General features: G+C 69.6%; 13 protein-coding genes and 1 pseudogene. 3 read left to right on the top strand and 11 right to left on the bottom strand.

Annotated elements, in window-relative coordinates; genetic code table 11:
- Positions 1-2: 2 nt before the first annotated feature.
- Genes FG385_RS16900 through FG385_RS16880 form a run of 5 tightly spaced genes read right to left on the bottom strand, consistent with a single transcriptional unit; the run spans position 3 to position 5,559 of the window.
- Positions 3-998, bottom strand: coding sequence for an ABC transporter permease (locus tag FG385_RS16900; RefSeq protein WP_139097703.1), 996 nt, complete (start codon positions 996-998; stop codon positions 3-5).
- Positions 995-2,533, bottom strand: a complete 1,539-nt coding sequence (locus tag FG385_RS16895; RefSeq protein ID WP_139097702.1) for a sugar ABC transporter ATP-binding protein — start codon at positions 2,531-2,533, stop codon at positions 995-997. The genes FG385_RS16900 and FG385_RS16895 overlap by 4 nt, the downstream gene beginning before the upstream one ends.
- On the bottom strand, positions 2,530-3,363 hold the full coding sequence (locus FG385_RS16890) for an amidohydrolase family protein (protein ID WP_139097701.1): 834 nt from the start codon (positions 3,361-3,363) through the stop codon (positions 2,530-2,532). Before FG385_RS16890 ends, FG385_RS16895 begins: the two co-directional genes overlap by 4 nt.
- Entirely contained in the window at positions 3,360-4,289 is a 930-nt protein-coding gene (locus FG385_RS16885; protein WP_139097700.1) for an aldo/keto reductase, read from the bottom strand. The genes FG385_RS16890 and FG385_RS16885 overlap by 4 nt, the downstream gene beginning before the upstream one ends.
- Entirely contained in the window at positions 4,282-5,559 is a 1,278-nt protein-coding gene (locus FG385_RS16880) for an L-fuconate dehydratase (RefSeq protein WP_139097699.1), read from the bottom strand. The genes FG385_RS16885 and FG385_RS16880 overlap by 8 nt, the downstream gene beginning before the upstream one ends.
- 129 nt (positions 5,560-5,688) lie before the next feature.
- Between FG385_RS16880 and FG385_RS16875 the strand changes: the two genes are divergently transcribed.
- Complete coding sequence (locus tag FG385_RS16875) at positions 5,689-6,438, top strand: SDR family NAD(P)-dependent oxidoreductase (RefSeq protein WP_139097698.1); 750 nt, start codon at positions 5,689-5,691, stop codon at positions 6,436-6,438.
- 100 nt (positions 6,439-6,538) lie between these two features.
- Here FG385_RS16875 and FG385_RS16870 read toward each other — a convergent pair whose 3' ends face one another.
- The 6 genes from FG385_RS16870 to FG385_RS16845 form a co-directional block, all read right to left on the bottom strand.
- A complete protein-coding gene (locus FG385_RS16870; protein ID WP_139097697.1) occupies positions 6,539-7,222 on the bottom strand; it encodes a FadR/GntR family transcriptional regulator in 684 nt (227 codons plus the stop codon).
- A 114-nt stretch (positions 7,223-7,336) separates the two neighbouring features.
- Complete coding sequence (locus FG385_RS16865; protein WP_139097696.1) at positions 7,337-7,963, bottom strand: response regulator; 627 nt, start codon at positions 7,961-7,963, stop codon at positions 7,337-7,339.
- On the bottom strand, positions 7,960-9,132 hold the full coding sequence (locus FG385_RS16860) for a sensor histidine kinase (protein WP_139097695.1): 1,173 nt from the start codon (positions 9,130-9,132) through the stop codon (positions 7,960-7,962). Before FG385_RS16860 ends, FG385_RS16865 begins: the two co-directional genes overlap by 4 nt.
- Positions 9,129-9,566 carry a hypothetical protein gene (locus FG385_RS16855; protein ID WP_139097694.1) on the bottom strand — a complete coding sequence of 146 codons (438 nt, stop codon included), beginning with the start codon at positions 9,564-9,566 and terminating at the stop codon, positions 9,129-9,131. Before FG385_RS16855 ends, FG385_RS16860 begins: the two co-directional genes overlap by 4 nt.
- 132 nt (positions 9,567-9,698) lie before the next feature.
- Positions 9,699-9,974 carry a hypothetical protein gene (locus FG385_RS16850; protein WP_139097693.1) on the bottom strand — a complete coding sequence of 92 codons (276 nt, stop codon included), beginning with the start codon at positions 9,972-9,974 and terminating at the stop codon, positions 9,699-9,701.
- 104 nt (positions 9,975-10,078) lie between these two features.
- Positions 10,079-11,536, bottom strand: coding sequence for an MFS transporter (locus tag FG385_RS16845; RefSeq protein WP_139097692.1), 1,458 nt, complete (start codon positions 11,534-11,536; stop codon positions 10,079-10,081).
- Between the two features lie 86 nt (positions 11,537-11,622).
- On the opposite strand from FG385_RS16845, the pseudogene FG385_RS16840 reads away from it, so the two are divergent.
- Positions 11,623-11,994 (top strand): annotated as a pseudogene (locus FG385_RS16840) (MarR family winged helix-turn-helix transcriptional regulator); the annotation flags it as partial.
- Positions 11,995-12,114: 120 nt separating this feature from the next.
- Positions 12,115-13,182: an aldo/keto reductase gene (locus tag FG385_RS16835; RefSeq protein WP_139097690.1), complete on the top strand. Its 1,068-nt coding sequence runs from the start codon at positions 12,115-12,117 to the stop codon at positions 13,180-13,182.
- Positions 13,183-13,222 lie beyond the last annotated feature (40 nt).

The raw sequence follows: 13,222 nt of genomic DNA, 5'->3' as shown, positions 1-13,222 counted from the left end.
TCTCATGCTTCCCGTTTGCGGATCCGGTCTGTGTACACGGCGACGAGGATGACGGCGCCGAGGATGACGTTCTGCCATTCCTGCGGGATGGACATGATCTGCAGGCCGTTGTTGAGCACCGAGATGATGAGCGCGCCGATCAGGGTGCCGATGATCGAGCCCTTCCCGCCCGACAGCGACGTGCCGCCGAGGACGACCGCCGCGATCGCCTGCAGCTCGTATCCCATCCCGGTGGCCGGCTGCGCGGACCCGAGCCGGGCGGAGATCATGATCCCGGCCAACCCCGTGAACAGCCCGGCGAAGGCGTAGATCGCGATCTTCCACCGGCGCACGTCGATCCCCGACAGCGCGGTGGCCTCCTCGTTGCTGCCGATCGAATACGTGTAGCGCCCGAGCACGCTCTTGGTCAGCAGCACGCCCGCGATCACCGCGATGACGAGCAGGATCAGCACCGCGTTGGGCAGGTTCGGGATCAGATCACCCGAGGACAGATCCGTGTAGCCGCCCACGTTGCTGAAGTAGATCGGCGTGCTGTGCGAGAGCACCAGCGCGAGCCCCTCGGCCACCAGCATCATCGCCAGCGTCGCGATGAACGGCGGGATCCGCAGTATCGCCACGTTGACCCCGTTGACCAGCCCCATCAGCCCGCCGAACAGGATCGTCAGGGGCACCCCGAGCGCGAGTGGCAGGTGCATGTTCACCATGAACACCCCGGCCATCACCGCGCACAGCGCCATCCCGGTGCCGATGGACAGGTCGATGCCGGCCGAGATGATGACGAACGTCGTGCCGACCGACAGCGTCCCGATCACCACGGTGGAGAACAGGATCGCGATGAAGTTGCCGTAGGAGAAGAAGAACGGGCTGACGATGGAGAAGAACGCGTAGATCACGACGAGGCTGCCGAACGCGAGCAGCTGCTGCAGCCTGCTCTTGATCGCGCCCGCCATCCCGCCGGCCCGCTGCCCCTCGTCCGCCCGCGCTTTGACCACTGTCATGGCTGCCTCCCGAGGCCGAGTTCCGCGGCGTCGGCGGGATTCTCGTCCGGCCGCAACGTCGCGTAGTGCATGATGTTCTCCTGGTTCGCCTCGTCCGCGCCGAGCACGCGGGTCACCCGGCCCTCGCTCATCACCACGACGCGGTGCGCCATGCGCAGGATCTCCGGCAGCTCGGAGGAGATCATGATGATCGATTTGCCCTGTCCCGCCAGCTCGTTCAGCAGCTGGTAGATCTCTTCCTTGGCGCCGACGTCGATCCCGCGTGTCGGTTCGTCGAAGATCAGGATGTCGCAGTCCTTCGCGATCCATTTGGCGATGACGACCTTCTGCTGGTTGCCACCAGAGAGCAGTTTGGTGGTCTGGTCGGCCGAAGGGGTCTTGATGCTCAGCGTCCCGATACGCCGCTCGGCCTCGGCCCGCAGCGCCCGGTCGCGCACGAACCCGGCCCTGGTGAACCGCTGGCGCAGCGCGGAAAGCGCGATGTTCGCCTTGACGTCCTGCTCCAGCAGGAGCCCGTACCGTTTGCGGTCCTCGGACAGGTAGCCGATGCCGAGCCGCGCGGCGTCCGCCGGGTTGCCGACCCGGACCCGCTTCCCGTGCAGGGTCACGGTTCCCGCGGTGACCTTGTCGGCGCCGACGATCGCCCGCGCCACCTCCGTGCGGCCCGCGCCCATCAGGCCGGCGAAGCCGAGGATCTCACCTCGCCGCAGGTCGAAGGAAACGTCGGTGAGCAACGCCTTCGTGGACAGGCCGGTCACGCTGAGCACCGCCTCGCGGTCGGTGCGGACGCCTTCGGGTCGCGCACCGGTGTCAAGCACGCGCCCGACCATCAGCGCGATGATCTCCGCCGTGGTCGCGCTCGCCGCGTCGAGCGTGTCGATGTACTCGCCGTCGCGGATGACCGTGACCCGATCGGCGATGCGCTTGATCTCCTCCATCCGGTGCGAGATGTAGATGACGCCCGTGCCGGGCCGGACGAAACGGCGGATCAACTCGTGCAGCGTATCGACCTCGGCGTCGTTGAGCGCCGCGGTCGGCTCGTCCATGATCAGCACGCGGGGTTCGTAGGACAGCGCCTTCGCGATCTCCACCATCTGCTGGTTCGCGACCGTCAGTTCGCCGACCACCGCGCGCGGGTCGAGCGGCAGATGCAGCCGGTCGAGCAGCGCGGCGGCCTCGGCGTTGAGCTTGCGCTCGTCGAGCAGCAGCCGCCCCCGGCGGGGTTCCCGGCCGATGAAGATGTTCTGCGCGACCGTCAGATGCGGCACCAGGTTGAACTCCTGGTGGATGATGCTGATCCCGAGTTCGAGCGCGTGCCGCGGGCCGGACGGCTGGTAGGGCTCGCCATCGAGCGCGAACCTCCCGGCATCGGCCGCGTGGATGCCCGACAGCAGTTTCATCAGCGTCGACTTGCCGGCGCCGTTCTCGCCGACGAGCGCGAGCACCTCGCCGGAACGCAGGTCGAGCCGCATGTCGTGCAACGCCCGCACACCCGGGAAGCTCTTGTTCACGCCTTCGACTTCGAGCAGGGTCATCGCACACGCTCCCCTACTCCGTAGACCGCGTTCGCGGTACCGGACAGCACGCGGGCCCGCTCGGCCTCGGACAGCTCGTCGAGCAACACCGAGTAGATCTGCCACGCGGGACCGTATCCTCCGAAGTGGACGGTCATCGGCCAGTCACCCCCGTACATCAGGCGGTCCGGTCCGAACAGGTCGAGAGCGGCCTCGAACGCGGGCCGCACGGCGTTCACGGTGAACGGTTCCGCCTGCAGCCCGGAAACCTTCGCGACGGTGTTGGGCCTGGCGGCGACCTCCCGCATCGTGCGCAGCCACGCGGCGAACGCCGCCGGATCCCGGGGTGGTTTCCCGAGATGGTCCACCACGATCGTCAGGTCCGGCACCGCCGCGGCCAGGTCCGCGGTCCGCGCGAGGTGCCGCGGCCACGCGTCGGGGACGTCGAAGGGCAGGCCGCGCTCGGCCAGCATCGCGAGCGACCGCCGCACGGCGGGCAGCTCGAGGAACTCGTCGCGCGGGTCGTCATGCACCAGATGCCGGACGCCGCGGAAGGCCGGGTCCCGCTGCCAGCGGTCGAGCTGCCCTCGCGCGGTCGCCGGCTCGTCGAGGCGGATCCAGCCGACCACCCCGGCGATCCAGTCGTGCGCGCCCGCCTGGGCGAGCATGAACTCCGTGTCGGCTTCGGAATCCTCGGCCTGCACCAGGATCGCCGCGTCGATGCCCGCACTGTCCAGTTCGGACTTGGCCTGCTCCGCGGTGAACGTCGCGTGCAGCGGGCCGCCCGCGGGCAGCCACGCGTACTCGCTCACCGTGAGATCCCACAGGTGCAGGTGGGTATCCATCTTCATCGCCGGATCAGCCCCTTGTCCCGCAACGTCGCCCACAGGTCCCCGGGCACGGTCGACTGCAGCCGGGCGTGGTTCTGCCGGACCTCGTCCGGGCTGGCGGCGCCGACCACGATCGTGCGCACCACCGGTTCCCGCAGCGGATAGTGCAGCGCGGCGGTCGGCAGGTCGACCCCGAACTCGGCGCAGACGGCGGCGATCTCGCGTGCCCTACCCAGCACCTCGGGCGGCACGGGCGCGTATTCGTAACGCGCCGAAGCCGAAGGCTCGCCGGTCGCGAGCACGCCCGAGTTGAACACCCCGGCGGCGACCACGTCGGCGGCTTCCGGCAGGAACTCCAGCGCGCTCTGGTCGAGCAGCGTGTACCGCCCGGCGACCATCAGCACGTCGAGCATGCCCGAACGGGCTCCGGCGGCCAGCGCCGCGGCCGACTTGGAGCCGAGGCCCACGGCCGACACGACCCCGGCATCCCGGAGCGCGGCGACCGCGGGCAGCCCTTCGGCCAGCGCGGGACCCAGGTCGTACTCGTCCGGGTCGTGCAGGTACACGATGTCCACCGAGTCGAGCCCCAGCCTCGTCAGGGACTCGTCCAGGCTCCGCCGCACCCCGTCCGACGAGAAATCCCATACGCGCCGGTAGTCCGCCGGCACCTGGAATTCCGGGTCGAGCCCGGTTCCCCGCTGAGGCACGAGGAGGCGTCCGACCTTTGTGGACACCACGAACTCGTTCCGCGGTTTCGTGGCGAGGAACGCGCCGACGCGGCGTTCGGACAGCCCGAGCCCGTAGTGGGGCGCGGTGTCGAAGTACCGGATCCCGAGCTCCCACGCGGTCTCGAGCACCGCGTGCGCCTGCTCGTCGTCGATCGGGGCGTACAGGTTGCCGAGGCTCGCCGCGCCGAGCCCGAACCGGCCGCGCGGAGCGCTACCCATGGCTGTACTCCGCGATGGACTCGGCCAGCATCTCCGTCCCGGCGCCGGGCGCCTTGGGTGCGTGGTACCGCCCGCCGCGCACCTCGACCGGGGTCACGAAATGCTCGTGCAGGTGGTCGACGAACTCGATCATCCGGTTCTCGGCCGTGCCCGACACGGCCACGTAGTCGAACATCGACAGGTGCTGCACGGCCTCGCACAGCCCGACCCCGCCCGCGTGCGGGCACACGCGCACCCCGAACTTGGCCGCCAGCAGCAGGATCGCGATGTTCTCGTTGACCCCGGCGACCCGCGTCGCGTCCACCTGAAGCACCGAGAGCCCACCGGCCTGCAGGAACTGCTTGAACAGCACGCGGTTCGCCACATGCTCGCCGGTGGCGACCGGGATCGGCGCGACGGCCTTCGCGATCGCCGCGTGCCCGAGCACGTCGTCCGGGCTCGTCGGCTCCTCGACCCACGCGATGCCGAACGGGCGCAGCGCCGCCATCCACTCGATCGCGTCCGCGACATCCCAGCGCTGGTTGGCATCGACGGCGATCCGGATGTCCGGGCCGCAGACCTCGCGGGCGATGCCGAGGCGGCGCTTGTCCTCGTCGAGATCGTTGCCGACCTTGAGCTTGATCTGGGTGAACCCGTCGGCGATCGCCTCGCGGCAGAGCCGGGCGAGCTTGGCGTCGTCGTAGCCGAGCCAGCCCGGCGTGGTGGTATACGCCGGATACCCCTCGGCCAGCAGGCGCGCTTCGCGCTCCGCGCGCCCCGGCTGGGCCGCGCGGAGGATCTCGAGCGCTTCGTCGCGGGTGAGCGCGTCGGTCAGGTACCGGAAGTCGACGAGATCCACGATCTGTTCCGGTGATAGCGAAGCGAGCAGCTGCCACAGCGGTTTGCCCTCGCGTTTCGCCCGCAGGTCCCACAGCGCGTTGATCACCGCGCCGATGGCCATGTGCATGATCCCCTTCTCGGGACCGAGCCAGCGCAGCTGCGAATCGTGCACGAGCTCCCGCCACAGCCCGCCGAGGTCGGCGAGGGTCTCGTCGACGTCGCGCCCGAGCACCTGACTTTCGAGCGCGCGCAGGGCGGCGACCTGGACGTCGTTGCCGCGGCCGATGGTGAACACGAAACCGTGCCCCTCGTGCCCGTTCCCGGCGTCGGTGATCAGCCGCAGGTACGCCGCCGAGTAGTCCGGATCGGGGTTCATCGCGTCGGACCCGTCGAGCGTCCGGGAGGTGGGAAACCGCACGTCGTGCGCCTGCAGGGCGATGAACCGGGCCACGTACACACTCCCTCGTATGACTGACGTCACGCAGACGATAGACATCGGATGTATTGAGCGTCAAGACTCGGCTCCCATGCTAGTTTTCCCGAGCATTCGCGCACAGACACCCGATCTGAGGGGAACAGGATGAGCGAGTTCGACGGCCTGGTCGCGGCGGTGACCGGGGGCGCTTCCGGAATCGGCGCGGCGGTGGTCACGGCGCTGCGGGAGCGGGGCGCGCACGTGGCCGCGCTCGACGTGCAGCCGGTGCCCGAATCCGGCGGCGTGCTCGGCGTGCGGGCCGACGTCACCGATGATTCCTCGGTGCGCCAGGCGATCGAGACCGTCGTGGCGCGGTTCGGCGGGCTCGACATCCTGGTGAACAACGCGGGCATCGGCGCGCAGGGCACGGTCGCCGACAACGAGGACGCCGAGTGGCTACGCGTGCTCGACGTCAACCTGCTCGGCATGGTGCGCACGAGCCGGGCCGCGCTCCCGCACCTGCGCCGCTCCCGCGCGGCGGCGATCGTCAACACCGGGTCGGTCGCGGCGACCGCGGGCCTTCCGCAGCGCGCGCTCTACAGCGCGTCGAAGGGCGGGGTCGTGGCGCTGACCAGGGCGATGGCCGCGGACCATCTCGCCGAGGGGATCCGGGTGAACTGCGTGAACCCCGGCACTGCCGACACCCCGTGGATCGGGCGATTGCTGGAGCGGGCCGAGGATCCGGCCGCCGAGCGCGCCGCGCTCGAAGCCCGGCAGCCGCACGGCCGCCTCGTGTCCGCGCAGGAGGTCGCGCACGCCGTGGTCTACCTCGCGAGCCCACTGGCGGCTTCCACCACCGGCACCGGCCTCGCCGTCGACGGCGGCATGCAAGACCTCCGCCTCCGCCCCCGGTAACCCCCTTCGCCCCACGCGAGTCCGGCTCCCGCCACCGGCGAGTCCGGCCCCGACCGCGGGTGAGTCCGGCCTCCACCGCGCGCGAAACGCGCGCCCGGCGCTACGTCCGCTCGACGAGCGTCTGCCGGAGCCACTGCTCGACCCCGGCGACGTGCATCGTGGCGGCGGACCGGGCGACGTCGACCTGCCGGGCGGCCAGTGCCTGCTGGATCGCGCGATGCTCGGCGAGCGTCCGCGCCACCACGCCTTCCTGCGTGATGCCACGCCAGGTTCGCGCGCGATACGTCCGGCCGGACACGCTTTCCAGCAGCGACGCCAGCACCGCGTTGCCGGAGCCGGCGGCGATCCGGCGGTGGAACTCCAGGTCGTTGTCCACCAGCTGCTCCACGGTCGGCGCCTCGTCCAGCGAGTCGAGCAGCACGGCGAGCCCGTCGATGTCCTCCGTGGACATCCGGATCGCCGCCATCTCGGTGACGACCGGTTCGACGACGCGACGCGCCTCGAGGAACTGCAGCACCGTGTCGTCGCGGTGGAAATCCACCACGAACCCCATCGCGTCCATCAGCAACGACGGTTCGAGGCTCGTCACGTACGTGCCGTCGCCGCGGCGGACGTCGAGTACGTGGATGAGCGAAAGCGCGCGCACCGCCTCGCGCAGCGAGTTGCGGGAAAGGCCGAGCCGTTCCGCGAGATCCGGTTCGCGCGGGAGCCGCTCGCCGGGCTTCAGTTCGCCGTCCACGATCATCTGCTTGATCGCCTCGATGGCGTCATCGGTCACCGACACGGCCCCGCTCCTTCCTGCTGCTCTCTCGGCAGGATACATCCGATCTTTTTGGGGAATCGCTGCCGCAGTGTCCGATGATTCGGCGAACTGTTGGCCACACAGGTCGGATGACTGTTACGTCAGGAGCCCACGTTTGTATGCGGTGGCGACCGCGGAGGCACGGTCGCGTACGCCGAGCTTGGTGTAGATGTGCAGCAGATGCGTCTTGATCGTCGTCTCGCTGACCAGCAGCCGCCGCGCCACGACCTGGTTCGTGGCGCCGTCGGCGACCAGCCGCAGCACCTCGAGTTCGCGAGGGCTCAGCGCGGTGGGCGGGTTGGCTCCGACGGGCCCGATCAGGGTGCTGGCCACCGAAGGCGCGAGCACCGACTGACCCGCGTGGGCGGCGCGCACCGCGCGCAGCAGTTCGTCGCGAGGCGCGTCCTTGAGCAGGTATCCGGTCGCGCCCGCGTCGATCGCGGGCAGCACGTCGCGGTCGGTGTCGTAGGTCGTCAGGATCAGCACGCGCGCCGGATGCCCGAGTTCCCGCAGCCGCGTGATGGCCTCTACGCCGCCCATCCCCGGCATCCGCAGGTCCATCAGAATCACGTCGACCTCGTGCCGCCGCGCCAGCCGGATGGCCTCGGCGCCGTCGCCCGCCTCACCGACGACCTCGAACTCGTCCTCACCGCTGAACAGCCCGCGGAGCCCGTCGCGCAGGATCGGATGGTCGTCGACGATCAGCAACCGGATGCTCGTCATCGCAGCGGCACCACCGCGTTGAGCGTGGTGCCGTATGCGGGCGCGGATTCGATCGTCAACGTTCCTCCCACCCGCGCGAGCCGGCCGCGCATACCGGCCAGGCCGTAGCCGTCCGTCGCGACTTCCGGGTCGAAACCGCACCCGTCGTCATGAACGTCGAGCAACAGCGCGTCGCCGAGGTAGGTCACGGTGACGGTGACTTTGGCGGCATGGGCGTGTTTCCCGGCGTTCGCGAGCGCTTCCTGAGCCACCCGGAACAGGACGTCCTCGACCTCGGCCGCGGTCCGTTCCGGCGTGCCGGTGGTGCTCATCGCCGCGGCGACACCTGATTGTTCGGACCATTCCCGCACCAGGGTGCCGATCGCTTCCGGAAGGCTCGCGCTCTCCAACTGCTCGGGGCGCAGCGCCCGCACGGACCGCCGGGCCTCGGTCAGGTTCGCCCGCGCGAGCGACCGGGCCAGTTCGAGGTGCCGGGACAGCTGCTCCGGTTCGTCGCGGACATGTTCGGCCGCGGCGAGTTGCGCGATGATGCCGGTGAACCCCTGCGCGAGCGTGTCGTGGATTTCCCCGGCGAGACGCCGGCGTTCCTCGGTGATCCCGGCGTCACGAGCCTGGGCGAGGAGTTGCTCGTGCAGGCGGGCGTTCTCGCCCAAGATCCGCTTGCGCTCCTCGTTCTGCTCCAGCGCGTGGTTGGTGATGCTCGCGGAGTTGAACACGAGCGTGAGCATCACCGCGGCGACGACCAGGTAGGTGAGGCTCTGCCCGGTCAGTCCCGCCGGGTAGCCACCCGAGAGCGAGGCCGACACGATCAGCGCGGTGACCCCGAACCCGGCCGTGCGCCACCGTTTCCCGAGCGGATAGGCGAACAGGAAGCCGGAGTAGGCGAAGATCCCGAACGTCAGGTTGATGCCCACCAGCACGGCCGCGAGCGCGGTGTGCACGGCGAAGGCGGTCAGTCGCCAGGGCTGCGGGGTGTCCGCGGGCAACCGTCCGGTGACCGCGACCGACCAGATCGCCGCGGCGATCACCAAGATCGCTTCGACGGGCACGAGTCCGTGACGCGGCACCACGAACGACGCGACCGTCGAGACAGCCAGCAGCGGCAGCGGCACGACACGCCGCAAGCGTTCGAGGCGCACGCGCCACGGGTCCCCCTGATACTCGGTCACATCTGCGATTGTGACCCCGCGGCGAACAATTCGCGCAGGTGACGCTCGTTCGCCACGGCCGCGGCGCCGGCCATGACCAGGCCGCAGGCCCCCTGTTCGATCTTCATCCAGAGCGGGAACGTGCCGGGCAGGGCGATGATCACGACGATCGCCACCGGGGTGATGACCGAGACGATCCGCAGCCGCCGGAACGCGCCGCGCGAGCCACGACGGGCACGGGCGAGGAACAGGGTGAGCAGCACTGCGGTGAGCACGACGATGATCGCGCGTGTCCAGACCGCGGGATTGACCGCGGCCGCGTCGTCGCGCAGCAGCACGATCGCGACCAGCGCGAGCAAGCTGATCGCCTGGTAGCCGGTGACGAGGCGGCGCAGCGTGCGGAATGCCCGCACGGTCCGGGGATGCTGGAGCTGTTCGTCGGATGGGCTTGGCACGGAACCAGTGTTCGGCGCCGGGGCGTCCGGCCGAATCGGCCTCGTGGCCTGGTTTTCCGGGCGGTCTGGACGAGGCCCGGCATCCACCGATCGGTAGATGCCGGGCCGTATAGGTCGTTATACGTCGAGAGGTTACCGGTCGCGGAAGTGGGATCCGTGGCCGTCGCCCGGCCATTCGCCGGATTCACGGTGGTACCCGGCCCCGGGCTGGTCGGCGGTGGCGTGCCCGATGGCGAAGCCACTCGCCCCTCCGGCAACGAGCACGGCCAGCGCGATCCCGCCGATCGCGAACCCCCGCCGCACCCGATTGGATTTCGCGGGCGGTGCCTGCCCGGCCGCGGCGGCTTGCGGGATCTGCTGGGTCTGTTCCGGGGTCGGTTCGCCGGGGGTCTTGTCGTTGTCCTGCATCACTGGCTCCTTCTGCCTTGCCACCATCGTGGGTGCACAGGCTGAAGGCCGCCCGTGCGGAGGCTGAAGATTTCCCGAGAAAACCGGCATTCCAACCAGACCGGTCAGACCATCTCTTCCACCGACATCGCGGACTCCAGCTTCGCCGGCGCCGGGCGCCGCAACCGGATCACGCCGGACAGCGCGATCAGCACGCCGAGCGCGGCGATCCCGGCGACCACGGTCAACGCGGGCCGCAGCCCGGTGAGCAGCGCGGCCGCCGTCGCGTCCTCGCCGCCGTTCGCGGTCAGCACCGCCGTCGTCACCGCGAGTCCGATCGCGCCGCCGACCTGCAGCGACGTGTTCAGCAGGCCACCGGCAAGGCCCTGCTCGTCATCGCCGATCCCGGTGGTCGCCTGGATGTTGAGCGAGGAGAACGCCAGCGTGAAGCCGATGCCCAGCAGGATCATGCTCGGCAGCACCGACCCGAAGTACCCGGAATGCTCGTCGATCCGCAGGAACAGCAGGTACGCCACGACGTGCGCGACCACTCCCCCGAGGATCGTGCGCGAGGTGCCGACGCGGTCGATGAGCGGCTCGATCCGCGGCGATCCGAACGCCACGATCAGCGCCGCCGGCAGGAACCCGAGCGCCGTCTGCAGCGCCGACCAGTGCAGCACCGACTGCAGGTAGAGCATCACGACGAACTGGAAGCCGACGTACGGGCCGAAGAACACCGCGGCGCCGAGGTTCGCCCGCGCGAGCGGGCCTGACCGCAGGATGCCCAGGCGCAGCAAGGGGTGCCGGCTGCGTCTCTCGATCAGCACGAACGCCACGAGCAGCGCCGCCGCCACCGCGAACGAGATCACCGTGCGGGGCGCGCCCCAGCCGGCCTCGGGCGCTTCGACCACGGCGAACACCAGCAGCAGCGCACCGAGCGCACCCGTGATGGCGCCGGGCAGGTCGTAGCCGCCGGTCCGCTCGGGCGCATACGCGGGGATCAACCGGTAGCCGAAGGCGAGCGCGGCGAGCGCGATCGGCACCGGCAGCAGGAAGGTCCAGCGCCAGCCGACCTCGGTCAGCAGACCGGAGAACACCAGCCCCGCGGAGTAGCCACTCGCGCCGAACACCGCGAAGATGCTGATCGCGCGGTTGCGTGCCGGTCCTTCCTTGAAGGTCGTGGTGATGATCGACAGTGCCGCCGGCGCGGTGAAGGCCGCGGCGAGGCCCTTGACGAACCGGCTCGCGATCAGCAGCGTGCCGTTGTCGACCAGGCCGCCGAGCAGGGACGCGAGCGCGAACACCGTCACCGCGACGAGAAACACCCGGCGCCGTCCCAGCAGGTCGGCCGCGCGGCCGCCGAGCAGCAGCAGCCCGCCGTAGCCCAGGACGTAACCGCTGACGACCCATTGCAGCGCGCTGGTCGAAAGCCCCAGGTCAGCGCGGATGGACGGCAGCGCGACACCGACCATGGACACGTCGAGCGCGTCCAGGCCGATGACGGTGGAAACAGTCAGCAGGACACCCCAGAGGCGGGTGTCCCAGCGAGTCGAAGTCGTTGACAGAGATCCGGATGGGCTCATGCGGGACACATTACATGCATGTGCATCTAATGCAACAGATTTTAATTTGTTTGCATAAGATTCTCCTGCATGCTATGGTGCCGGTCGTGGGCGACGTAGCTGACCAGGGCCTGGTGCGGCAATGGCATGATCTGCTGGCACTCCATGCGGCCGTGTCCAGCACTCTCGAGGCCCGTTTGCAGGAGGAACACGGTCTCGGGGTCACCGAGTTCGAGGCGCTGGAAGCCCTCGTGCGCAACGACGAAGGCCAGTGCCGCGGCGCGGATCTGACCGAGGTCGTGCATCTGAGCCAGAGCGCCACTTCCCGCCTGGTGGCCCGGATGGAGCGGGCCGGTTTCGTCGAACGGTCGATGTGCGAGATGGACCGTCGCGGCATCTTCGTGAGGCTGACCGAAACCGGGCGCCAGCGCTATGAGCAGGCGAAACCCACCCACCGTGCGGTACTCGCGGAGATGCTAGACCCACAAGGGCCGGATTCGAGTGCCCGCGCACCGGTGAGCGGTTCGCCCACGAAGTCCTTCCGATCGGCTCGCCTGAGCACGTGATCAACCACGGCGCGCGGGTCTAGGGTCGGCGGCATGGAATATCGCCAACTTGGCCGGTCCGGTTTGCGGGTTTCCGTGCTCACGATGGGCACGATGACCTTCGGCGGGCAGGGGAACTTCAGCAATGTCGGCAATACGGGCGTCGAGGACGCGCGCCGCCAGGTCGATCTGTGCCTGGATGCCGGCGTCAACCTCATCGACACCGCGAACGTGTACTCCGACGGGCTGTCCGAGGAGATCGTCGGCGAGGTGATGCGCGGCCGCCGCGACCGCGCCCTCATCGCGACGAAGGCCCGGATGCCGATGGGCAAGGGCATCAACGACGCAGGCCTGTCGAGGCATCACCTGATCAGCGAATGCGAAGCGAGCCTGCGCCGGCTGGGCACCGACCACATCGACCTGTACCAGGTGCACGAGTGGGACGGGGTCACCCCGCTCGAGGAAACCCTTGCCGCACTGGACGATCTGGTGCACGCGGGCAAGGTCCGCTACATCGGCGCGTCGAACTACTCGGGCTGGCACCTGATGAAGGCGCTCGCCACCGCCGAGCGTCATGGTCTGAACCGGTTCGTCAGCCAGCAGATCTACTACTCGCTGCAAGCGCGCGAGGCGGAGTACGAACTGATCCCGGTCACGCTCGACCAGGGCCTCGGCGTGCTGGTGTGGAGCCCGCTCGCGGGCGGCCTGCTGTCGGGCAAGTACCGCCGCGGGCAGGCGGCGCCGTCCGGTTCGCGGCATCTGACCGACTGGAACGAGCCGCCGGTGCGCGACGAGGACAAGCTCTACGACACGATCGAAGAACTGGTCTCGATCGCCCAGGCGCACGGCGTGTCCCCGGCGCAGGTCGCGCTCGCCTGGCTGCTGGGCAAACCGGGCGTGACCTCGCTGGTCATCGGCGCGCGCACCGAGGAGCAGCTCACCGCCAACCTCGGCGCGGCCGGACTGCGACTGTCCGAAGAGGACAGGAAGCGGCTCGACGCGGTGAGCGCCCCGCCGCTGCTCTACCCGTACTGGCACCAGGCGAAGACGGCGTCCGACCGGCTCAGCCCCGCCGACCTGTCGTTGCTGGGCCCGCACGTGTACGGTGCCGTTCGTTACTAATCCGACCACAGCCACGGCAATACGGCTTGCGTAGCAACGG

Source organism: Amycolatopsis alkalitolerans (assembly GCF_006152065.1).
Classification (GTDB): Bacteria; Actinomycetota; Actinomycetes; order Mycobacteriales; family Pseudonocardiaceae; genus Amycolatopsis_E; species Amycolatopsis_E alkalitolerans.
This window is presented reverse-complemented; position numbering and strand designations above follow the sequence as displayed.

What these genes read in the sequence shown, in the direction of transcription:
- FG385_RS16875 (WP_139097698.1), top strand. Translation starts at nt 5,689, where the DNA reads ATGAGCGAGTTCGACGGCCTGGTCGCGGCGGTGACCGGGGGCGCTTCC.
- FG385_RS16900 (WP_139097703.1), bottom strand. Translation starts at nt 998, where the DNA reads ATGACAGTGGTCAAAGCGCGGGCGGACGAGGGGCAGCGGGCCGGCGGG.
- FG385_RS16885 (WP_139097700.1), bottom strand. Translation starts at nt 4,289, where the DNA reads ATGGGTAGCGCTCCGCGCGGCCGGTTCGGGCTCGGCGCGGCGAGCCTC.
- FG385_RS16850 (WP_139097693.1), bottom strand. Translation starts at nt 9,974, where the DNA reads ATGCAGGACAACGACAAGACCCCCGGCGAACCGACCCCGGAACAGACC.
- FG385_RS16890 (WP_139097701.1), bottom strand. Translation starts at nt 3,363, where the DNA reads ATGAAGATGGATACCCACCTGCACCTGTGGGATCTCACGGTGAGCGAG.
- FG385_RS16845 (WP_139097692.1), bottom strand. Translation starts at nt 11,536, where the DNA reads ATGAGCCCATCCGGATCTCTGTCAACGACTTCGACTCGCTGGGACACC.
- FG385_RS16895 (WP_139097702.1), bottom strand. Translation starts at nt 2,533, where the DNA reads ATGACCCTGCTCGAAGTCGAAGGCGTGAACAAGAGCTTCCCGGGTGTG.
- FG385_RS16865 (WP_139097696.1), bottom strand. Translation starts at nt 7,963, where the DNA reads ATGACGAGCATCCGGTTGCTGATCGTCGACGACCATCCGATCCTGCGC.
- FG385_RS16835 (WP_139097690.1), top strand. Translation starts at nt 12,115, where the DNA reads ATGGAATATCGCCAACTTGGCCGGTCCGGTTTGCGGGTTTCCGTGCTC.